We start from the raw sequence: 22,545 nt of genomic DNA, 5'->3' as shown, positions 1-22,545 counted from the left end.
TTGATCAATTAACCGGCAGGCGGATGCACCGCGCCGCGATACCCCAGCCATCTCTACGTGAAATCTGCCATCTGCGCGGCGCGTGTCCGCATTTTCTTTCTGACTTCCACATCCATCACTGTGGCGGCTCGTGCCGCCTGAGGAAAAACCTATGAAAATCATCGGGATTTCGCCCCACCGGCGTAACTTCCTGCGCAAGGCCGTCGGCGCCGCGCCTGCCGTGGCCTTGCTGGCCGGCGCCGGCGGCGGCCTGGCCATGGCCGTCTCCAAAGACCAGCCTGCCTACAAACCGCGCTTTTTCGACGCCACCGAATGGGCCACCCTGACGGCGCTGGTCGACCGGCTGATCCCGGCCGACGCCGAAGGGCCGGGCGCGCTGGAAGCGGGCGCGCATGAATTCATCGATGCGCAGATGAACACGCCTTACGCGTATGGCGCGCTGTGGTACATGCAGGGGCCGTTCGTGCCCTCGATCGAACAGTTCGGCTACCAGTTCCACATGGCGCCGCGCGAGCTGTACCAGAGCGCCCTGGCCGGCGTCAACGCAGCCGTCAATAAACAGTCGGGCAAGCCTTTCGTGCAGCTGAATGCGGCCGAGCGCGACGCCGTCATCACGCAATTGCAAAAGGGGACCCTGGACATCGGCGCAGTGCCGTCGAAAGTCTTCTTCAACCAGCTGCTGCAGAACACGCGCGAAGGATACTTCTGCGACCCCGTGCACGGCGGCAACAAGGACATGCTGGCCTGGAAGATGGTGGGTTTCCCCGGCGCGCGCGCCGACTACATGGATTGGGTCGAGCAGTATGGCAAGAAATACCCGCTTCCTCCTGTGTCGATTGCCTAAGCCTGTAACCGCAACGTTTTTGTACCCGATCAAAGAAAAAGAAAAACCATCATGAGTGATATCAAACCCGATGTAACAATGAAGCCTGTCGATGCCGTGATTGTCGGCTTCGGCTGGACCGGCGCCATCATGGCCAAGGAATTGACGGAAGCGGGCCTGAACGTGGTCGCGCTGGAACGCGGCGAGTACCGCGACACCTATCCCGACGGCGCCTATCCTAAGACCCTCGATGAGCTGACCTATATCCAGCGCAGCAAGCTGTTCCAGGATATGTCGAAGAGCACGTTCACCTTCCGCCACAGCATCACGGGCGTGGCCGTGCCGTACCGCCAGATCGGCGCCTTCAAGCCCGGCACGGGCGTGGGCGGCGCCGGCTTGCACTGGTCGGGCATGCACTGGCGCGTCTTGCCGGAAGAGCTGCAGATCCGCAGCCATTACGAACGCCGCTACGGCAAGAAATTCATTCCCGAAGGCATGACGATCCAGGATTTTGGCGTGACCTACGCCGAGCTGGAGCCGCACTTCGATTTTGTGGAAAAAGTCTTCGGCACCTCGGGCCAGGCGTACAAGGTCAACGGCATCGTCGTCGGCGACGGCAATGTGTTCGAGGGCGACCGCTCCGACAATTACGCGCTGGCGCCGCAAAAAGTGCCGTATACGGCCGAACTGTTCCGCCGCGCGGCCAAGGCCGTCGGCTACCACCCCTTCGTCAACGCTTCGTCGAACGCGTCCGGCCCGTACACGAACCCGTACGGCTGCCAGATGGGACCGTGCAACTTCTGCGGTTTCTGCTCCGGCTACGCCTGCTACAACTATTCCAAGGCGTCGCCCAACGTCAACATCATGCCGGCCCTGCGCATGGTGGCGAACTTTGAATTGCGCGCCAACTGCAACGTCGTGCGCATCAACCTCGACGGCAGCAAAAAACGCGCGACGGGCGTGACCTACATCAATGCGGACGGCAAGGCCGTCGAGCAGCCGGCCGACCTGGTCATCGCCAGTGCGTTTGCCTACAACAATGCGCACCTGTTCCTGCTGTCGGGCATTGGCAAGCCGTATGACCCCGTCAGCAACGAGGGCGTGGTGGGGCGCAATATCGCTTACCAGATGATGTCCACCATCCAGACCTTTTTCAAGGAAGACACGAACACGAATCCCTTCATCGGCGCCGGCGGCACCGGTGTTGCGCTCGATGACTGGAATGGCGACAATTTCGACCATGGCCCGCTGGGTTTTGTCGGCGGTTCTCCCGCCTGGTGCAACCCGGCCGGCTCGAAGCCCATTTCCGGCATCGCCACGCCGGACGGCACGCCCGCCTGGGGTTCGGCCTGGAAAAAGGCCGTCAAGAAGAGCTATCTGAACACGGTCTCGTTCGATTGCCACGGCGCCAACATGACTTACCGCGACTGCTATGTCGACCTCGACCCCACCTACACGGACAAGTATGGCCAGCAATTGCTGCGCTTTACCTTCGACTGGAAGGAAAACGACATCAAGATGAGCCGTTTCGTCACCGACAAGATGATGAAGGTGGCCGAGGCCATGAATCCGGAATCGATCAAGGTCTCCGTCAAGAGCGTGGGCGACCACCTCGACTTGCGCAACTACCAGACCACGCACTGGGCGGGCGGCACGGCCATGGGCGCGGACCGCAAGACCAGCGTCGTCAACCGCTACCTGCAGAGCTGGGACGTGCACAACGTGTTTGCCGTCGGCTCCAGCGTGTTCCCGGTCGGCATCGGCTACAACCCGACGGGCCTCGCCTGCGCGCTGACCTACTGGTCGGCCAAGGCCATCCGCGAGCAATACCTGCAAGATCCCCGTCCCCTGGTCGCTTGATAAAGAACAAGAAGATGAACAACACATTCACCCAAACAGTGGGCGCGCTGCTGCTGGCGCTCGCCGCCATCACCCCAAGTACTGCCTGGTCGGCTACCGCCACCACCCCGAACGCCCAGCTGATACGCCAGGGCGAATACCTGGCCCGCGCCGGCGATTGCATCGCCTGCCACACGGCCGGCACGCAGGGTAAACCGTTCGCGGGCGGCCTGGGCATGGAAACGCCGATCGGCAAGGTGTATTCCACCAACATCACGCCCGACAAGAAGGCCGGCATCGGCGACTGGAGCTTTGCCGATTTCGACAAGCTGATGCGCACGGGCGTGACGAAACACGGCTATACCGTGTATCCAGCCATGCCGTATCCATCGTACTCGCGCCTGAGCGAGGCGGACATGCAGGCGCTGTACGCCTACTTCATGCATGGCGTGAAGGCGGACCCGACGCCGAACAAGGCGGCCGACATCCCGTGGCCATTGTCGATGCGCTTTCCGCTGACCATCTGGCGCTGGGCGTTTGCCCCCACGCCGCAGCCCTACAAGGTGCCAGTGACGGGCGATGCGCAATTGCTGCGCGGCGCTTACCTGGTGCAGGGTCTGGGCCACTGCGGCGCCTGCCACACGGCGCGCGGCGTGGGCATGCAGGAAAAATCGCTGACGGACGCGGGCAATACCACCTTCCTGGCGGGCGGCGGCGTGATCGACGGCTGGTCCGTGCCTTCGCTGCGGAATGAACATGGCGGCGGCCTGGCGCGCTGGAGCGCGGCCGAGATCGCCGAATTCCTGAAAACGGGCCGCAACAGCCATACGGCCTCGTTCGGCGCCATGAACGACGTGGTGGCCCATTCCATGCAGCACATGACGGATGGCGACCTGGCGGCGATGGCGAAATACCTGAAGTCCCTGCCGCCATCGAACCCAGGCACGCCGGCCTTCGTGGCCGACGACAAGCTGGGCAAGCAATTGTTCAGCGGCATCGTCAACTCCCAGGGCGCGCAGCTGTACCTGGACCGCTGCGCCGGTTGCCACCGTTCCGACGGCAAGGGCTACGACAAGGCTTTCCCTGCGCTGGCCGGCAATGCCGTGCTGCAGACGAACGATCCCACCTCGGCCATCAACATCGTGCTGTCGGGCGGCGCCGTGCCGGCCACGCGCACGGCGCCGTCGGCGCTGACGATGGCGCCGTATGCCGACATTTTCAATGACGAGCAGACCGCGCAGGTGGTGACCTTCATCCAGACCAGCTGGGGCAACCGCGGCACGCCCGTGACGGCGGCGCAGGTGGCCAAGGTGCGCAAGGTGTCCGTGCCGGTGGAGCCATCGCAGACGGAAGCGACCTTTGCCGCCGGCCGCCACGGCACCTTCCCGCCCGTGGCGCGCCAGCCGCACCTGAAGGATGCGCCGCTGAAGTAGTTTGACGTAGCGCAAGACGAAAAAAATGCCCGCAGCATCTGCGGGCATTTTTTATGGGGAGTGCCGACTGCTTATTTCAACCACAGGCGCATCGAATCCCAGGCGCGGCCGAAGATCGTGGCCTGGTTGATGGTTTCCAGCGCCACGACCGGCAGTTCCAGCAGAACCTTGTCGTCGACCATCATTTTCAGCTTGCCGACAGGGGCGTTTTCAGCCAGCGGCGCGACCAGCGGGTCTTTGCGTTCCAGCACAGGTTTCATCTTGGCCGCCGTGCCTTTTGGTACGGTGACGAGCACGTCGCGGGCGAAACCGATTTTCACGGTGCCTTTCGAGCCTTTCCACACTTCCGGCGTGGCCACGGCCTGGCCCTTCGAGTACAGCTTGACCGTATCGAAGTTCTGGAAGCCCCAGTTCAGCAGCTTCTGGCTTTCCTGCGTGCGTGCCTGGTCGGACGAGGTACCCAGCATGACGGAGATCAAACGGCGCTCGCCCGTGCCGCCTGGACGGCGGGCCGAGGCGATCATGCAATAGCCGGCCGCTTCCGTGTGGCCCGTCTTCATGCCGTCGACGGTTGGGTCCAGCCACAGCAGGCGGTTGCGGTTAGGCTGGGTAATCTTGTTGTAGGTAAAACTCTTGATGGAGTCGATTTTATAGAATTCAGGATAGTCGGCGATCACGCGCTGGGCCAGCACGGACAGATCTTGTGCCGTGGAAAAGTTATCCGGGCTAGGCAAGCCATGCGGATTGGCAAAACGCGTGTTTTTCATCCCCATGCGCTGGGCTTCGCGGTTCATCAGCACGACGAAGGTGCCTTCGTCGCCGGCAACGGCTTCAGCCAGCGCCACGGCGGCGTCGTTACCCGATTGAATCATCAGGCCGTGCAGCAAGTCGTCGATCGAGACGGGCGTGGCCGGGTCGATGAACATCTTCGAGCTGCTCGAGTCGACTTTCCATGCGCGCACGGACACGTTCACTTTCTGGTCCAGCGCCAGTTTCTTTTCGCGGATGGCGGCAAACGTCAGGTAGGCCGTCATGATCTTGGTCAGCGATGCCGGCTCGATGCGGGCGTCCGGATCTTGCGAAGCAATGATCTGGCCACTGGTGGCGTCGAGCAGCAGCCAGGATTTGGCGGCGATGCTCGGTGCAGGAACGTGCTGGGCGTGGGCGGCGGATAGGAAAAGTACACTGGAGGCCAGTGCCGCTAAAAGTTTTTTCATGGAGGCTGGTCTGCGAAAAAGATGAAGGCTGAGGGCCACGCAGTTGCTGCGTACGTGGCCGCGTGGAAAAAACGGATCAATTATAGCCGTGGAGGCGCTAGTAAGCCCACACTTCAATGATCATCTGCTGCTATTGCGGGTTTGTCACCATGCCACAGCGCAATCACGAGGTTCTTGATGTGGTTGAGCTTGCGGTGGAAAAAGTGGTCGGCGCCGGGGATCACGATCACGGGGATGTCTTGTGGACGGGCCCAGTCGAAGACGGCGGACAGGGGAATGGTGTCGTCCAGTTCGCCGTGGATCAGGATGGTATCGGCCGGAATGTCGGCCATGGCCCACTTGCCGGCCGCGCTGCCGATCAGCGCCAGGCGCTCGGCCGGCGTGCCGGCGGCAGCCAGGCGCTCCTGCAGTTTCGATTGCACGAAGGTGCCGAACGAGAAACCGGACAAGGCCACGGGCAAGCCCGGGTACAGGCCGACCATGTGTTCATACAGCAACTGCATGTCGTCCGTCTCGCCCACGCCATGGTCGTGCACGCCTTCGGAAGCGCCAACGCCGCGGAAGTTGATGCGCGCCACCACGTAACCGAGGGCGACAAACGCGCGCGCCAGGGTTTGCGTGACCTTGTTATCCATCGTGCCGCCATACAGCGGGTGTGGATGGGCAACGAGGGCAATGCCGCGCGGAGTGTCTGCCGGGAAATCGAGCAAGCCTTCCATGCTGCCCGCATGGCCGGCGAGGGTAAATTTTTCCGAGTTTCTGTTCATGATGCTCATACTGGTGGCTATCTCTTAAATTGGCATTAAATCTTCAGGCGCTCGACGATTTTTCCACCGACCAGGTGGGTATCGATGATTTCATCGATATCGCTGGTGTCGACATAGGTGTACCAGGTCGCTTCCGGGTAGATCACCAGCAGCGGGCCTTCCTCGCAGCGGTCCATGCAGCCGGCCTGGTTGATGCGGATCTTGCCCGCGCCATTCATGTCGAGTTCCTTGATGCGGCGCTTGCAATGCTTTTGCGCCGCTTCCGCGCCATGGTCGCCGCAACTGTTGCGGCCGTCTTCACGTTTATTCATGCAGAAAAAAACGTGGCGTTCAAAATACGGTGCGTCGCTCATACTGATCTCCTGCTGATTCATCAATGCGCCATGATAGCGCTTATGGGTGGTCTTCGCGACGCTGGCGCTGCACATCGTCCTGCCGGTTCAGGCGGTGCGAGGGCAGGCACAGGAACCACAGGGCCATGAAGGGCCACAGCAAGGCCAAGAATTGCGCCGCGCCATTAAAATTGAGGAACTTGCCTTGTACCCAACCTTGCAAAGTTGACATGAAATACGGGTTGATCGGCGTCGTATTCACCATCACCAGGCTCAGCAGCAAGGTGGCGGCCGCGATGCGGCGCTGCGCCACGTGCGGCGCGAAGGCCAGGCCGCCCAGCATGATCAGGCCGATCAAGAAGCCGCCCTGGGCGCCCGGCGTGATCCAGACGAAGGCGTTTTCCGGCGAAAACAGCAGCGCGCTGGCCATCGAGCGCACGATCAGGGCGGCGGCGATCAGGGTCAGCATCAGGATGGCGCGCGGCGCGGCGCGGCGCAGCAGGCACAGCAAGGTCAGCACGGCGCCCGTCATGCCGCAAGCCGTGATGATGGTTTCCGAAAGCCAATATTGCTCAACAGTTAAGATCACGTCGGGACGCAGATACGCGGCCAGGTCGATCTCCATGCCCGCCAGGCGCGACAGCCAGTCCGACAGGATGGGCAGCAACTGGCCCAGGCCGAACAGGTAGCCTTGCGGATAGATCTGCGCCAGCGGCCACAGGGCCACCAGCACCAGCCCCTGGCTGGCATGCTGGGCAAACCAGCGCTGGCGCAAGCGGTACAAATGGCTATGGTCGAGCAGCTTGCGCGCCGTCAAGGCGCCGATGATGGAACCGATAAAGCAGCCGGCCGCATTCGTATAAAAGTCCAGGTTCGACGATACGCGGCTGGGCAAATAGGTTTGCACGGCTTCCATGCTGCCGGAAATCAACATGCCGCACAGGCTGGCGACGATGACGGCAAAGAAACCAGTAATCCTTGGAAACAGCGAATACACGATCAGCGCACCGAGCGGGATGTAGCCGACGATATTCACGCCGACATCGAAGCCCGTCCAGTAACGGGGCATGCGCGTGTTTTCCAGGAAAGTCAGCGGCGACAGGCCATTGCTGTGCCAGCCCGTGAACGGAAACCAGCTCGCGTACACGATCAGGAAGACGTAGGCGAGCAGGGTCGCGCGCGACACGGGCGAGGAACGGACGGGCGGCAGCGGCGCCGCCGGGCTGGCGGAAGGTGCGGGCTCGGTCATTCTTTCGGGATATTCAGCGTGCCCAGCCAGGTGAGCAGGTCGGCGGCGATGGCATCCGATGCCGCCGCCAGCGCCTGCGCGCCCCCTTGCGCATCGGCGCTGCCGGCCGGACCGCTGCGGCTGAAGGTTTTCTGGTCGATCAGGCGGTGGCCGCGGAACAGCGAGGCGCGCAGCGACACATGGCCGCTGCTGTGCGTCTGCGTGTCAAACGCTTGCGAAAAATCATCGACGTCGATGCGCAGCAGCGGCATGCCGGCGGCCGCGTCCGTGGTCGACAGCACTTTCACGCCGCTCTGCGCCACGCGCGTCTTCAGGCGCTGGCTCAACAGTTGCAGCGGCGGCGTGTTCCAGCGGTTGTAGGCGTACGGCCGCGATTGCTGCGCATCGGCGTACAGCAAACGATAGTACATGCGCTGGCTGTCCAGCCACGAAGGGCCGTTGGCGTCGGCGATGACCAGCACGGGCACGGCTGGCGCGGCCGCCGGTGCTGCCGCCAGTGGCGCGGCCGGGCCGAAATCATAGAACGTAGGGACGGGGCCGCGCGTGGCGCAGCCGCCCAGCAGGAAAGCGCCGGCGACGATGAGTGCGGTGAGATGGCGGGGGATGTGCATGCGGTGTTCTCCTTATTTGCCGGGCGCCGAAAAACCGGGCTCGCCCGGGCCGGGCGGGATGTCTGGGGCGCCGAACAGGATGCTCTGCGGCTGTTCATTGAGCGTGCTCATGGTGGTTTTCAGGGCGCGCATCGAGGAACGCGCCTCGCCGCTCAGCTCGATTACCTGCGGCAAGACTTCCAGCGACACGCCATTCGCCACCGTTTCCACGGAATGGCCGACCCGGTCGACCGTGGCATTGACCTTCTCGAGCACGCCACCGGGCGCCTGGATGTCGTTGCCGAGTTTTTTCCACGTAGCCGTCAAGTCCGACACGTTCTTGCTGGCCGTACTGACGGCCGTCAAGGTTTGCCGCGTTTGTTCCGTCAGCTGCGGCAATTGCGTCAGGGTCGGTTCCAGCTGCTGCGGGATGGCGCCGAAGGCCTTGGCCGCCTTGCCCACTTCATTGAAGGCGCCCAGCATGGCGGCCTGGTTTTCCGGGCTGAGCAGATTATTCACCTTGTTGGTGATCTGCTCGGCCTGGTCGAGGATGCGCTTGCCGCGTTTTTCCAGCTGGTCCAGCAAGCCCGCGCGCAGGGGGATCAGCGACGGCTTGTCCTTGCTGGTGCCCAGCAATTTCGAACCCACGTGTTCATCGTCGAGCTGGATGTAGGCGATGCCCGTCACGCCCTGGTAGCCCAGGGTGGCAAAGGTGGTGTTGGTGACGGGGGTGTCGGGCGCCACGCTGATGTGCACGAGGATTTGCCCCGCCTTTTGCGTATCGAAATCGATGGCGTCGACCTTGCCCACTTCCAGGCCCCGGTAGCGCACGGTCGCCTGCGGGTTCAGGCCCGGCACGGACAGGGTGGTGGCGAGCAGGTAGGGCACCCGCTCCACGCGGTCGCGGTTGAACCAGACGCCGAACAGAATGGCGGCCACCAGCAGGGTGAGTGTAAAAAATCCCGTCATCAGGGCATGTGATCTGTTTTCCATTACTTTTCCGCTTTCTTGTCAGTGCCGGCGTCGTCGCCTGGCTGTGCGGCCTTGGCTGCCGCCTGTTTTTCATCGAGGACGGCCAGTGCGCGCTTGCCGCGGTCGCCAAGGAAAAATTGCTTGATGAACGGGTGGTCCACTTCGATCACCTCGCGCGTGGGGCCGATGGCGATCACGTGCTTTTCCGCCAGCACGGCGATGCGCGTGGACAGGGCGAACAAGGTGTCGAGGTCATGCGTGACCATGACGACCGTCAAGCCCAGCTCGCGGTGCAGCGACTGGATCAGCGAGACAAAACTTTCCGACAGGTCCGGATCCAGGCCCGCCGTCGGTTCGTCGAGGAACAGCAGCTTCGGTTCCAGCGCCAGGGCGCGCGCCAGCGCCACGCGCTTGATCATGCCGCCAGACAAGTCCGACGGCATTTTCAGCGCATGTTCCGGACCCAGGCCCACCATGTTCATCTTTAATAATACCGCGTCGTGCACCAGCGCCTCGGGCAGCACGCGCAATTCGCGCATGGGCTGGGCCACGTTGTCGAACACGGTCAGGGCCGAATACAGGGCACCTTGCTGGAACAGCATGCCCCAGTGGTTGCGCAACTGTTGCAGCTGGTCGGAACTTGCCTTGTTGATATCCTCGCCAAAGACTTTGACGCAGCCGCGCGCCGGATGTTCCAGACCCAGCATCTGGCGCAGCAGCACCGTCTTGCCCGTGCCGGAGCCGCCCACGATGGAAAGGATTTCGCCCCGCTCGATTTCCAGGTTCAAGTCCTGGTGCACGACGGTGCGGCCGAACTTGGTCCACAGATTGGTGATGTCTACCACGGGCGCGCTGCCGTGCAGGTTGAACTGGCCTTCCTTGCCGGTGCCGCAAGCGATATCGGTGTCGTTCGCCATCAGTAGCCCACTCCATTGAAGACGATGGCGAACACGGCGTCGGCCAGGATCACCACGGTGATGGCCGTGACGACGGCGGTGGTGGTGCCGCGCCCCAGGCTTTCCGTATTCGCCTTGATGCGCAGGCCGAAGTGGCAGGAGACGAGGGCGATCAGCATGCCGAAAATCACGCCCTTGCCCAGGCCGATCATGTAGTTGGCCAGCGGTACGGCATCGGGCAGTTTCTGGATGAAGTAGCGCGCCGACAAGTTCAATTCCACCTTGGCCGCCACCATGCCGCCGATCAGCGCGGCCGTATCCGTCCAGATGACGAGCAGGGGCATGGAAATGGCCAGGGCCAGCACTTTCGGCATGATCAGGCGAAAACCGTGCGAAATGCCCATCACCAGCATGGCGTCGAGCTCTTCCGTGACGCGCATGACGCCCAGCTGGGCCGTGATGGACGAACCGGAGCGCCCGGCCACGAGGATGGCCGCCAACAGCGGCCCCAGTTCGCGGATGACGCTCATGCCCAGCAGGTTGACCAGGTAAATGTCGCCGCCAAAGGCGCGCAGTTGCTGCGCGGAAAGATAAGACAGCACGACGCCGATCAGAAAGCCGACCAGGGCCGTGATGCCCAGCGCCTGGAAGCCCGCATGGAAGATATTGGCGGAAATTTCACGCCACGGCCCGCGCATGGGATGGCGCGCGAAGCGGCCGATATCCTGCGTCACCTGGCCGACGAGGGCGATAAAGCCCTTCAAATGTTCGAAAAACAGCAAAATGGCCATGCCCAGCTTCATCACGGGCGTGAGGCGGTTGGCGCGCGAGGGCGGCGTTTGCAGCGGTCCCGTCTCTTCGATGCGCCGGAAAAACTCTTCCAGCGATGGCGCCAGGGTCAGTTGCGCGGGGCGCTGCTTGCCCCAGGCATTCCAGAACAGCTGGGCGCCGATATGGTCCATGCTGTCGATGGCCGACAAGTCCCATTGCACCTTGGTATCGCCCTGCAAGGGCTTGAGCTGGGCCTCGATGGCCTTGATGGCATTGTCATGCGCCAGCGCGTGCACCTGCCAGGTGCCGCTGGCAGTGACGACGGCTCCCTGTTGGGAGCTGGTCTGGGAGAGGGTCAGTTTCGGCGATTGTACAGTCGGCATCGCGCCAGTTTAAGGGAGAATGGCGCAGACCGCCACCGCTGTTCAATCGCCGGCCCCTCAGGACGCCAGGTGGCGCGCCTGCCGCTGCGGCAGGGCGACGTCCGGACGCACCTTGCTTGTTTCGGCGGGTTTGGCGTGCGCGGCCGCCTGCGCGCCGCCCGCATAGTCGCTGGCCACGAGGGCGTTGGCCTCGGCCGCGCTCATGCCGCGCGTCTGCAGCCATTGCGCCACCAGCTTGGCCAGGCGTTCCATGGCGATGCGGTGGGTGGCGTCCGTGTGGGCGTACAGCCAGTTCGAAAAGTCCATGAAGTTTTCAAACGGCGCATCGCCGAGCATCCATTGCACGGTATTGGCAAAGCGGCCCGAGTTGGCCACCAGGTCCCAGTAGCGGGCGAAGCGCACGAGGCGCTGCATGCTCATGAAATCGAGCTGTTTATTCGCCAGGATGGTGTAGGGCGGGTGCGGGTCGAACACCATGCCATAGTTTTCCGTATGGCGGATGATGGGCGTGCCGCGCAGCCGCTTCAAGATGCCGAACTGGATTTCATGCGGTTTCAGGGCCACCAGCTTGTTGAATCCGGCCGCAAAGCTCGCTTCATCCTCGCCCGGCAAGCCGGCGATCAAGTCCACGTGCAAGTGGGCGTTTGATTCTTCGCAAAGCCAGCGGATGTTATCGGCCGCCTTTTGATTATCCTGCTTGCGGCTGACCAGCGATTGCACGTCCGGATTGAAACTCTGGATGCCGATCTCGAACTGCAGCGCGCCGGGCGGGAACTTGCTGATGCCTTCTTTCAAGGCGTCGGGCAAGTGATCGGGCACCAGCTCGAAGTGGGCGTAGATGGGATCGTCCGGATTCGCCTCGATCTTGTCTAAAAAGAACTGCATGATCTTCAAGCTGGTCTTGATGTTCAGGTTGAAGGTGCGGTCGACGAACTTGAACAGGCGGGCGCCGCGCGCATGCAGCGACTCCATCTCGGCCAGGAAGTTCTCCAGGGCGAAGGGCCAGGCCGTCTTGTCCAGCGCCGACAGGCAGAATTCGCACTTGAACGGGCAGCCGCGCGACGCTTCCACGTAAATCGTGCGGTGGCGGATATCGTCGTCTGTATACAAGGAGTAGGGCAGCTGCAGTTCCGCCAGCGGCGCTTGCACGCCCGCATGGATCTTCATCAGCGGTTTCGGGCCGTGGAGGATCTCGCCGCACAGCTTGGGGAAGGTGACGTCGCCCCAGCCCGTGATCAGGTAGTCGGCCAGTTTGACGATTTCCTGCTCGCCCGCCTCGTGCGACACTTCCGGCCCGCCCAGCACGATGATGACTTCGGGCGCCACGCGCTTGAGCATGGCCACCAGTTTCGTCGTTTCCTCGACGTTCCATATGTATACGCCAAAACCGATGATGCGGGGCTTGTTGACGAGGATGCGCTCGACCAGTTCCGTGGTTTTCGTGCCGATGACGAATTCCTGCAGCCGCGTCTGCGCCTGCAGCGGGCCCATATTGGCCAGCAGATAGCGCAATCCCAGCGAGGCGTGGGTATAGCGGGCGTTCAGGGTGGAGAGCAGGATGGTCATGGGAGGCGTTTGAATCGGCGAAACCGCTATTTTACGCTGTCGCGTCAGCTGTGCGCTGCGGCCACAAATGCCATGTTACCATTTGTCAATAATTACTAACTTGTCAATGCTACGGCAGGGTAAAGGGATACAAGGTGCTGGCGAAAAAAGTACTCAATAAAAAAATCCTGGTCGGGGCGCTGGCCGGGGTGGCCGTGGTGGCGGCCGCGCTGGTCGGCTACCGGGTCTTCGGCTGGGGCATGCTGGGGCCGGTCAATGGCCTGAAGCTGGATTTATCGCGGCCCGACGCGCTGGTCCGCACGAAAAGCCTGTCGGCCCTGCCGCGCGACCTGTTGACGGTGCCGCTCGCGCGCGACGTGCTGCGCGAGGATTTCCTGTTCTATTACGAGCAAAGCGAAGACCGGCTGGGGCTCAAGGGCAGCCTGCGCCGCATCGCCTACGAGCATGAATTGGGCTGGGGCGACCAGCTGTTGCGCATGGTGCTGGACCAGCCGGCGGAAGTGGCCTTGTGGCGCGATGCCGACGGCTCGCTCAAGCATTTCGCCATTGCCGTCTCGCGCAGCCAGCTGACGCGCCTGCTGGAAGAGGCGGGCAAGATCGCCTTGAAGGATACGCAGATGCGCGTGGCCGGCAGCTTGCGCGTCGATGGCGGCCAGGTGCCCGTGTATGCGCTGAACTATGCCTACCAGCGCACCTTGCTGTTTGCCGCGCACGGCCAGCGTCTGGTCATCCTGTCCCATCCCGGCATGCTGTATGGCGGCAGCGATGGCAAGCATGGCGATGGCACGGCCGAAAAGACCGTGGCCAGCCTGCTGGCGCCGGAGCCGGTGAAACAAAACGTCTTTCATGCGCAATTCCATCTCGATCCAGCCGCGCCCGAGGGCCACAGCATCGCCGTCAAGGCCGACTTCCTGTCGTTCGGCTACCAGCCCTTCTTTGGCGCGCTCGAAGCGCTGCGCTTCGATTTTCAACAGGGCGCCTGGCAATCGAAGGTGCTGCTCAATGCCGATAAACTGAAAAACGGTGCTTATGACAGCAGCGCCCTGTGGCCCGTGCTGCCGCATAACCCCAGCGCCTGCTTCAGCGTGCCGGTGGACTGGGCCGCGCTGCAGCCCGTGCTCAAGCGCCTGGGCGACAAGACGTCCGAGCCGGTGGCGCCGCTGGCCGGGCACTTGCAAGGTCCCGCCGCCGCCTGCTGGTATGGCAATTCGCGCCTGCATACGCCCGTGTTCGTGGCCACCCGCAGTGCGCAGGCCGGCGACGACGCTGTCTATGGCAGCCTGTTCGCGGCAGCCATCGGCGGCAAGGGTCCCGTGCGCAAGACCACCGGCAAGGATGGCGCCATTCGCTGGGAGCGCAGCGTCGCCACGGCGCTGGGCCAATCCACGCCGGCGCTGGCCGTGGCCGGCAATACGGTTGTCTTTTCCGCCGACGGCAAGCTGGTGGACCAGGTGCTGGCAGTGCGCCGCAAGCAGGCGCCGGCCGCCAGCGATTTGCTGCCCGATGGCGCGCGCACGATCGGCCTGATCGCACCGGCCTCGCTGGCCCGCTTGATCCAGCTGGAAGCCTTCGATACCCTGCCGGCGAATAATGAACCGGTCTTGCGCGCGGCCGCCAACGAACACCTGGTGCCGCGCCTGAACGCCTTGAAAAAATATCCGCCGCTGCGCATGGTGCTCAAGCGGCAGCCAGCCAGCGGCACGTCGTGGGAAACGCTGGAATGGCAGGAGACGGCGCGATGACGGTGCGGCATGTGCGCCGCGCCGCCTTGCGCTGGCTGGCGGGAGGGGCTGCCGCTGTCGCCTTCCCTCATGCCTGGGCCCTGCGCGCGGCCGCCGGGCCGCAAGTGCTGCTGTCGCAAGCCCAGAGCCGCACGTTCCAGGCCTGGATGTTGCGCATTGTCAACGTGCAGATCGAAAGGGGACCGTCGCCGCGCTGGACGCACCGCGATTGCGCCGGCCTGGTGCGCTTTGCCGTCAACGAAGCGCTCACCGTGCATGACGCGAAGTGGCTGCATGCGAACGGTATCGCCAGCGACCGGCGCCTGCCGCCCGAACTGGAACTGGACGCGAACCAGGCGGCCCTGCGCAACCGCTGGGTGCAGACGGATGGCAAGGTCGGCCACTTCGTCACGGCGCTGGCGCTGGTGCAGCACAACAGCCGTTTCATCGCCCGCGAAATCAGCCAGGCGCTGCCCGGCGACCTGCTGTTTTTCGACCAGGGCGACGAACAGCACCTGATGGTCTGGATGGGTGCGCGCATCGCCTACCACACCGGCACCGTCACCCCCGACGACAATGGTCTGCGGACCGTCGATATCAAAGAACTCACAAGCTGGAAGGACACGCGGTGGCAACCTGTGGTCAACAATCCGAATTTCGCCGGCGTGTTCCGGCTGGCGTTTTTATCATGAAGCCGATTTTTGTCATGAAGCTGTTCTTTGCCAGCCTGCTGGCCTTGGTCCTCATTGGCGGCGCCTGGGCGCAGGAACGCGAACCGAGCAACTACAGCACCTTCAAGGGCGAGCCCTTCTTTTTGCTGTCCGACGCCAGCTACGGCAGCGTCGACGAGGCGCGCGTGCGCCTCGAAGTGCCCGGGCGCGACATGGGGCGCATGAACCTGGAAGCGTATTCGGGCGCCGATATCGTCGTCTACCGCGTTCCCGAAGCGATGGAATTCCTGAAAAAACAGCGCAATCTGCACCGCATCCAGGTCGAGGGCAATTACCAGGGCGAGGGCCTGGCCAACACCTTGAGTTTTTTGTGGGATAGCTGGTGGAAGCAGTCGCGCCTGGCCTGGCGCAAGCTGTTTTCCGGCGAAGCGCGCCGCGCGGTCACGAAGGAACAGCCGCAGCTGGCGACGAAGGACGCCATCCGCAAGCCGACCGTATTTGCCAACCACCCGCAGTACAAGCCGATCAAGGGCATGGAGCTGGTCGACAGTTTCCGCTATCCGATCTGGCAAGCCAAGGCCATCGCGCCGCCGAAAGGCGTCAAGCTCGATGGATCGAGCAGCGACTTCATCGTCGCCGGCGCCGGCAACGTGATGATCCCGCTGGGCAAGCGCAAGCCGGGCTTGTACCTGATCGAAGCGATCATCGGCGAGCACCGCGCCACCACCCTGGTGTTCGTCTCGGACACGGTGGCCGTCACCAAGGTCTCGTCCGGCCAGATGCTGGTATGGACGGCGCGGCGCGATACCAGCGCCGCCGTGGCAGGCGCCAGCGTGGCGTGGACGGACGGCACCGGCGTGCTGCAGTCGGCCACCACGGGTGCCGACGGCGTAGCGTCGCTCGAGCGCGGCAGCCCCGAACATACGTATGTGCTGGGCCAGGACCGCGATGGCGGCGTGTTCGTATCCGAGAATTTTTACTACGACAGCGAAATCTATAACACCAAGATTTATGCGGTGACCGACCGGCCCCTGTACCGGCCCGGCGATGAAGTCAACGTCAAGTTCCTGGGCCGCGAATTTACTTCTGCGCGCAACTCGCAGGCAGCAAGCGCAGCACCGGTCAGCTTGACCGTGCTCAATCCGAACGGCACGCCGCTGCTGACGCAAACGCTGCAGCTGTCCGGCGATACGGGCGCCGATACGCGCTTCCGCCTGCCGACGGAAGCCACCGCCGGCGGCTATGAGCTGCGCTTCAATTACAAGGATGGCGTGTATGGCGCGGCCTTCCGCGTGGCCGAATACGTCAAGCCGCACTTTGAAATCAACGTCCAGCCATCGAAACCGGAATTCAAGACGGGCGAGGCGGTCAAGGGCAGCATCGCGCTGCGCTACCCCGATGGCAAGCCCGTAAAAAATGCGAAAATGACCTTGTCCTTGCGCGGCCAGCAAAACACCATGGTCGAGGGCGAGCTGCGTTACAGCGGCCTGTTCCCCGTGGCCTTGAAGACCGAGGAAGTGACGAGCGACGGCAGCGGCAATGTGGACTTCACCTTGCCGCCCGCCGCCGATCCCTCGCGCTACATTTTGACCGTGCTGGCGACCGATGGCGCGGCCTACCGCGTCAAGGCGACGCGCGAGCTGATGATAGAGCGTTCGAGCAGCAGCTATCAGTTGAAGGCGACGCGCCAGTTTTCCGATCCGGGACAAAACGTGCATTTCGACTTGCTGGCCGATGGCCAGGGCGCGGCGAAGCCCGTGCGCTGGGAGATGGTGCAGCTGGAAAAACAGAGCAAGACCGAAGGCGCGTTCGATCCGGCTGCCAAGGGCTGGGACGTGACATTCCCGGCCTCCGGCTCGTATCAGCTGGCGCTGCGCGACGAACGGGGCAACCTGCTGGCCGCCGCCAGCCACTGGGTCGCCGGCGATGGCGTGCAAACGGCGCCGGGCAGCATCGAGATCGTGCTGGACCGCGCCCGCTACCGTCCGGGCGATACCGCCGAGGCCTTGATCACCTTCTCCGACAAGGTCGACCAGGCCCTGTTGACGCTCGAGCGTGACAAGGTGGAGCACCATGGCTTGATGGCCGGCGCCGCTGACTGGTACCAGGCGAAGCGTGTGGCGCCGCGGCAGTGGCGAGTGCGCATTCTCGTCAAGGAGGAGCATGGCCCGAACATGACGTTTTCGGTGGCGTACACGCGCAATGGCGACTTCGTGTTCGAGAACGCGGGCCTGCAAGTGATCGAGCCGCGTATCGCGCTGCAGTTCAAAAGCGACAAGGAAGTCTACCAGCCGGGCGAGAAGGTCACGCTGGACGTCAAGGCGACGTTGGACGGCAAGCCCCTGAGCACCCTGGTGGCGCTGGGCGTGGTCGATGAAATGATCTATGTGCTGCAGCCGGAAATCGCGCCCGACATCGGCGACTTCTTCTATCACCCGCGCCGCAACAACGTGCGCACGACGGCCAGCCTGTCGTTCATCAGCTACGATATGGCGCAGGGCCGCACTGCCGGCGCACCCGCGCGCCACAATTACAACGAGCGCGGCGTCAAGGTGCTGGAGCGTCCGCGCCGCGACAATATTGACACGGCCTACTGGGCGCCGTCGCTGAAAACCGACGCGAATGGCAATGCGCGCGTGAGCTTCACCATGCCCGACGCGCTGACGCGCTGGCGCATCACGGGCCGCGCGATGGATGAACAGGGACGGGTCGGCCAGCGCACCGCCTATCTGCGGTCGGACAAGAATTTCTATGCCAAATGGACTGCGCCCGACTGGATGCGCGCCGGCGATGCGCCGCGCGCCTCGGTGGCCGTGTTCAACCAGACGGGCAAGGAGCAGGCGCTCGACGTCGTTCTTTCCGGCGGGGCGCAGCCGAAGACGGAAAAGCTGTCCGCCAAACCGGGCGTCAACTACGTCGAATTTCCGCTCGCTGCTGGCGCTAGCGGGCCGCTGCGCCTGGAACTGAAGCAGAACGGTAAAGTGGTCGATGCGCTCGATACCGCTATGCAGACGCTGCCCGCCGCCTGGAGCAGCCCGCGTTCGCTGGCGCTGCCGCTCGATGGCGCCACCGGTGATATTCCGCTCAAGCTGCCGGCGGACGCGCGCAATATCCGCGTCTCGTTCGCTCAAGGAGCAGCCAGCCAGTTCGCGCGCATTGCCGACGACCTGATCGACTATCCGTATGGCTGCGTGGAGCAGACGGCGAGCCGTTTGATTCCGCTGGCGCTGGCCACGCAAAGCCTGGGGCCGGACGCCGGCGCCCTGCAAACGCTGCTGACGGCGCAGCGCCTGCGCCTGGTATCCATGGCCGGTCCGAACGCCGTCTTCGGCTGGTGGGGCAACGCCACGGCCGGCAATGCCTTGATGACGGCCTACGCCTATTACGCCGACTGGTACGCGGCGCGTGCGCTGCATATCGAACTGCCGCCCGAGCACTGGAACAAGCTGCTGGCCGTCTACAGCGAACATGGCTTGAAGGATGCGATGGGCGACCGCGCGCTGGTGCTGTGGATGGCGCGCGAGATGGGCTTGCCCACGCAGACGCTGGCAGCGGGGCTGGTGGACGACAGTGCTGGCGCCACCTTGGGCGGCAAGCCGCGCCAGGCGGGCGACAGCGGCAGCCTGCTGCTGGGCGGAGCCCTTGACCGCGAAGCGCAGGCGATGAGCTTTGGCCTGGTGGCGCTGGTCGCCAGCCAGAATGGTATCGCCCTGCCTTCGGCGTTGCAGCAGCAGGTCGCCGATTCCTGGCAGGTACTGCGCACGTCGAAGGCGCCAGTGGCGCAAGCCTTGCTGATGCAGGCCGGCGAAGTACCGCCATCGCAGGCCGACGCGGTGCTGGCCGGTGTGCGCGCCGAAATGCCGACCCTGGACCGCGCGATGACCTTGTTGTGGGTGCAGAAGAAGCTGGGTGGCGCATCGTTCGGCAAGGGGCCGGCCGTCGCGCTGGATGGCGCCTGGCAAAAACGCGACAGCCGCAGCGGCCAGCCGCTGTGGCGCTGGAGCGATGCCAAGGGCGTACCTGATAAATTGCGTCTCGCCGCCCCGGCGCCGGCTGGAACGTTGGCTGTGGTGCAGTACGACAGCTACGCGGCCGAAGCGCAAACCTTGCCGGTCGCCGTCGAACGGCGCATCCTGCGCATGAAGGCGGGCAAGGGCGGCTACACGACGGAGCTGGTCAAGCCGGGCGAGGCGCTCAGCACGGACGCGTTGTACCTCGATGAAATCACCTTGAAAGCGGCGCCGGGCGCGAAGCACCGCTTTGGCTTGCTGGAAGTGGCGCTGCCGCCGGGCGCCATGGTCGAATCGACGACCTGGGGCATGGTCATGGCGGGCGACAAGCCGGCCGCGCTGGAACGCGCGCGCCACACGGAGCGCCGCGACGGTTATGCCGTGCCGATTGAGCCTTTGGCCGGCGAGGTGAGCGTACGCCATCTGCTGCGCTTTGCGCAGAAGGGCAGTTATGTGCTGCCGCCAGCGCGCTTTTACCGCATGTACCAGCCGGAGCAGAAAGCCTTCGAGGGCGGCGGCAAGACCACGCGCGCGCTGAAGGTCGAGTGATGCGCGTGGTACGTGCTGCATTGATGGCGGCCCTGCTGGTGGCCGCACCTGCCTGGTCTGCGTCGCTGGACGTAGCATGGTGGAAGGATGGCAAGACCGAAGTGCGGCAGTTGCGCCAGGGCGGCGCCACGCTGCCACTCTCGCCGCCGTTCGACGGTGCGCGGCAAGTGCCGCTGGCCAGCCTGTGGAAGCTGTTTGTGTATGTCTATGCGAGCGATAACAAGGTGGCGATGCCCGACTACCGCTGCGGCGGCCGTGATCCGGAAGAAGTGTATTGCTGCGATGCGGGCCAGAGCATCGGCCACGACGCGGCACTGGCGCAATCGTGCGGCCCCTTCTTCTCGCCCGGGCGCCTGATGATCACGGCCGCGCCATGGCGCCAGTACTGGACCGCCCGTTTAGGTAGCGCGCCGGCAGGCGAATTTGCCTGGCTGGCGGATCCCGCCCAGCTGGCGCCGGGGCGGCTGGTGCGCCTGGACAGCCTGCTGCGGGCGTTGGGCAGCATCCCGGCCGCTAGCCGCCAGGATGCTGAAGCGGCGCTGCTGCGCGTGGTGCTGGACGGACGCAGTGGGCGCGGCGCCGGTACGGCACGCTGGTTCGGCAGCCAGTTGCGCGTAAAAACGTATTCCTGGCACGAGCAGCGCCGGGCAGACGCACGTATCGGCGGCGCGGCCGGCTGGCTGGCCGATGGCACGCCCATCTGGTTTGGCGGCGCGGGCGGCAGCAGCAATGTCTTTGAACAGTGGGCGCCCAGGCTGGCCGCCAGCTTGCCGAAAGTCGGCGCGGCCGACGATAGCGGCTGCGTGGTGGTCGATTACTTCAAGCGCTATCCGATTCGTGCCGTGCGCGGCGAGCGTGGCGTGGCTGGACCCGGGCCGCTGAATGGCCGCTACCATGTGCAATTCGAGAATGGCCAGAACCTGGCCTTGCGCAGCACCGGTGAACTGATGCTGTTGCAGGAGAAGGGCGGCCGCCCGCAATTGCGGGGCCGCTTCGGCGTCAATGAATATGTGGCGCGCGTGCTCGATCGCGAAGCGAGTACGAATGAACCGGAAGCGGCCAAGGCGCTGGCGATCGCCGCGCGCACGTATCTGCAGCAGAACGCCGTGACCGTGGCGGGCTGCCAGCAGATCGCCGATAGCAGCGCGACCCAGCGCGTCAGTGCCAGCCCGGCCACGCCGGCGGCGCTGGCGATTGCGCGCTGGACCGACCAGCTGATCGTCGATGGCGTCACCGTGCGTTATCACAGCAATCAGTCGTCCGAGGGTACGATGGCGTGGAGCGAGGCGGTGCGGCAGGCCAGACAGGGCAAGCACTATGATGAATTGCTGGCGGCGGCCTATCCCGGCGGCGCGCTGAGTACCTTTGGCAATACCGGCGCGCGTTGCCGTCGCCTGGCGCAGAACGAGGATTGGCTGGCGCGGTCCGTGCCGCGCTGGCAGCGCGTGCTGCTGCGCGAGGCCGGCTACGAGGCGCCGCCGCAAGCGCCGCTGGTCTGCGCCCTGCAGAGCGGCGCGCCGTATTCGGAGCAGTCGCGCAACCGCATCTTCATGCGCCCGCTGGCTTCGCGCGAAGACCGCATCACCTTGGCCCATGAATATTTACACCTTGGCCTGCGCCATCATCCGCGCGGCCAGGACGAAGAATATGTCGAGCGGCTGGCCCGCCGGCTCGTCGACCTTAACCTGGAGGCCCTGTGAGTTTTTATATCCGTTGCGTGATTCCCCTGATGCTGTTGCCACTCTGGGCGCAGGCCCAGGTCGTCATCGATGCGCCGAAGGGCGGCTGGCGCAATTCGGCCGGCGCGCGCGAAGACTATACGCAGGCGGTCAATTACCCTGCCGCCTCGGTCAACCTGCAGCCGGGCCAGGCCGAAACGGCGCAGATACGGGGACGTATCGCGGGCGCCGTCAAGGGCAAGCCCGCCACCCTGGTGGTCAACGGCGTGGCGATGCCGATGGAAGTGGGCGAGGACGGCAGCTATGGGCGGCCGTATGGATTCGGCAGCGGCTCGAATAGCGTGGAAGTACGCTCGCCGGATGGCAGGAGCCGCGCGCGCACCCAGTTTGTCGACAGCTACCAGGGCAAGACGCAGGCGCGCTTGCGCATCGTGCTGTCGTGGGACAGCGCCGGCACTGACCTCGATATGCACGTGGTCACGCCGGACGGTGGCCACGCCTGGTATGGCAATCGCGTCTTGAAAGATGGCGGCGCGCTGGATGTGGACGTGACCACTGGCTATGGCCCGGAAATCTTTTCCAGCGCGGCGCCCGTGAAGGGCAACTATCACGTCTATGTGAATTACTACGGCAGCGGCGAGAACACCGCCATGCTGACTGTCGCGCGCATATCGATCATCACCAATGAAGGCACGCCGCGGGAAAAGCTGCAGAGCTTCCAGGTGCCGATGCGGGCCGCCGGCGAGCTGACCTTGGTGAAATCGTTCGTGTTGCCATAAATGGCTCTTGCGGAGCCGCAGCGCCTTGGCTATAATTCGCCCCCTCGCTGAACGACGCATGCAAATGCAGCGTAAAGTGAGGAAAAAGAAGGAGTTGACGGATGTAGTGAAATGCTTCATACTCTTCCTTCTTCGCAGCTGACAAACACAACGCTTTGTCGATAGCGCGAAAGCAGTAACCGAATACAGTTCTTTAACAATTAACAGTCGATAAGTGTGGGCATTTGATGTAGTGCAGCGCCGATCTTCGGATTGGCGTCATACTTAAAATATCAAATGTTCACAAGAAATAATGAAA

17 protein-coding genes are annotated in these 22,545 nt (G+C 63.8%); 8 read left to right on the top strand and 9 right to left on the bottom strand.

Annotated features, from left to right (window positions below):
* The first annotated feature begins 151 nt into the window (after window positions 1–151).
* The 3 genes from IGS61_RS25055 to IGS61_RS25045 are packed head-to-tail and all read left to right on the top strand — an operon-like array spanning window position 152 to window position 4,095.
* Window positions 152–844 carry a gluconate 2-dehydrogenase subunit 3 family protein gene (locus IGS61_RS25055; RefSeq protein WP_230542075.1) on the top strand — a complete coding sequence of 231 codons (693 nt, stop codon included), beginning with the start codon at window positions 152–154 and terminating at the stop codon, window positions 842–844.
* 51 nt (window positions 845–895) lie between these two features.
* On the top strand, window positions 896–2,683 hold the full coding sequence (locus IGS61_RS25050) for a GMC family oxidoreductase (protein ID WP_442908103.1): 1,788 nt from the start codon (window positions 896–898) through the stop codon (window positions 2,681–2,683).
* Window positions 2,684–2,697: 14 nt separating this feature from the next.
* Entirely contained in the window at window positions 2,698–4,095 is a 1,398-nt protein-coding gene (locus tag IGS61_RS25045) for a cytochrome c (protein ID WP_230542074.1), read from the top strand.
* A gap of 71 nt (window positions 4,096–4,166) precedes the next feature.
* On the opposite strand, the gene IGS61_RS25040 is transcribed toward IGS61_RS25045, so the two are convergent.
* The 9 genes from IGS61_RS25040 to IGS61_RS25000 form a co-directional block, all read right to left on the bottom strand.
* Window positions 4,167–5,312, bottom strand: a complete 1,146-nt coding sequence (locus IGS61_RS25040; protein WP_230542073.1) for a D-alanyl-D-alanine carboxypeptidase family protein — start codon at window positions 5,310–5,312, stop codon at window positions 4,167–4,169.
* Between the two features lie 113 nt (window positions 5,313–5,425).
* Window positions 5,426–6,079, bottom strand: a complete 654-nt coding sequence (locus IGS61_RS25035) for an alpha/beta hydrolase (RefSeq protein ID WP_076569530.1) — start codon at window positions 6,077–6,079, stop codon at window positions 5,426–5,428.
* Window positions 6,080–6,114: 35 nt separating this feature from the next.
* Window positions 6,115–6,432: a (2Fe-2S) ferredoxin domain-containing protein gene (locus IGS61_RS25030; RefSeq protein ID WP_034781335.1), complete on the bottom strand. Its 318-nt coding sequence runs from the start codon at window positions 6,430–6,432 to the stop codon at window positions 6,115–6,117.
* Window positions 6,433–6,472: 40 nt separating this feature from the next.
* Window positions 6,473–7,660 (bottom strand): VanZ family protein, encoded by a 1,188-nt coding sequence (locus tag IGS61_RS25025; protein ID WP_230542072.1) that lies wholly within the window; start codon window positions 7,658–7,660, stop codon window positions 6,473–6,475.
* Window positions 7,657–8,271, bottom strand: coding sequence for an ABC-type transport auxiliary lipoprotein family protein (locus IGS61_RS25020; RefSeq protein WP_230542071.1), 615 nt, complete (start codon window positions 8,269–8,271; stop codon window positions 7,657–7,659). Before IGS61_RS25020 ends, IGS61_RS25025 begins: the two co-directional genes overlap by 4 nt.
* Before the next feature lie 12 nt (window positions 8,272–8,283).
* Window positions 8,284–9,243 carry an MlaD family protein gene (locus IGS61_RS25015; RefSeq protein ID WP_230542070.1) on the bottom strand — a complete coding sequence of 320 codons (960 nt, stop codon included), beginning with the start codon at window positions 9,241–9,243 and terminating at the stop codon, window positions 8,284–8,286.
* Window positions 9,243–10,139, bottom strand: a complete 897-nt coding sequence (locus IGS61_RS25010) for an ABC transporter ATP-binding protein (RefSeq protein WP_230542069.1) — start codon at window positions 10,137–10,139, stop codon at window positions 9,243–9,245. The genes IGS61_RS25015 and IGS61_RS25010 overlap by 1 nt, the downstream gene beginning before the upstream one ends.
* Complete coding sequence (locus IGS61_RS25005; RefSeq protein WP_230542068.1) at window positions 10,139–11,272, bottom strand: MlaE family ABC transporter permease; 1,134 nt, start codon at window positions 11,270–11,272, stop codon at window positions 10,139–10,141. Before IGS61_RS25005 ends, IGS61_RS25010 begins: the two co-directional genes overlap by 1 nt.
* Before the next feature lie 57 nt (window positions 11,273–11,329).
* Window positions 11,330–12,838, bottom strand: a complete 1,509-nt coding sequence (locus IGS61_RS25000; protein ID WP_230542067.1) for a B12-binding domain-containing radical SAM protein — start codon at window positions 12,836–12,838, stop codon at window positions 11,330–11,332.
* A 134-nt stretch (window positions 12,839–12,972) separates the two neighbouring features.
* Here IGS61_RS25000 and IGS61_RS24995 point away from each other — a divergent pair, with 134 nt between their 5' ends.
* Genes IGS61_RS24995 through IGS61_RS24975 form a run of 5 tightly spaced genes read left to right on the top strand, consistent with a single transcriptional unit; the run spans window position 12,973 to window position 22,247 of the window.
* Window positions 12,973–14,580, top strand: a complete 1,608-nt coding sequence (locus IGS61_RS24995; protein ID WP_230542066.1) for a DUF2138 family protein — start codon at window positions 12,973–12,975, stop codon at window positions 14,578–14,580.
* Complete coding sequence (locus IGS61_RS24990) at window positions 14,577–15,251, top strand: DUF1175 family protein (RefSeq protein WP_230542065.1); 675 nt, start codon at window positions 14,577–14,579, stop codon at window positions 15,249–15,251. Before IGS61_RS24995 ends, IGS61_RS24990 begins: the two co-directional genes overlap by 4 nt.
* Window positions 15,248–19,789, top strand: a complete 4,542-nt coding sequence (locus IGS61_RS24985) for an alpha-2-macroglobulin family protein (protein ID WP_230542064.1) — start codon at window positions 15,248–15,250, stop codon at window positions 19,787–19,789. Before IGS61_RS24990 ends, IGS61_RS24985 begins: the two co-directional genes overlap by 4 nt.
* On the top strand, window positions 19,789–21,489 hold the full coding sequence (locus tag IGS61_RS24980; RefSeq protein ID WP_230542063.1) for a DUF2300 domain-containing protein: 1,701 nt from the start codon (window positions 19,789–19,791) through the stop codon (window positions 21,487–21,489). Before IGS61_RS24985 ends, IGS61_RS24980 begins: the two co-directional genes overlap by 1 nt.
* A 29-nt stretch (window positions 21,490–21,518) precedes the next feature.
* Window positions 21,519–22,247, top strand: a complete 729-nt coding sequence (locus IGS61_RS24975) for a YfaP family protein (RefSeq protein WP_230542136.1) — start codon at window positions 21,519–21,521, stop codon at window positions 22,245–22,247.
* Window positions 22,248–22,545 lie beyond the last annotated feature (298 nt).

The sequence above is a fragment of the Janthinobacterium sp. FW305-129 genome (assembly GCF_020858115.1).
Classification (GTDB): domain Bacteria; phylum Pseudomonadota; class Gammaproteobacteria; order Burkholderiales; family Burkholderiaceae_D; genus Janthinobacterium.
Note: the sequence above shows the minus strand (reverse complement) of the source record. Positions and strands in the feature narration are given on the sequence as shown.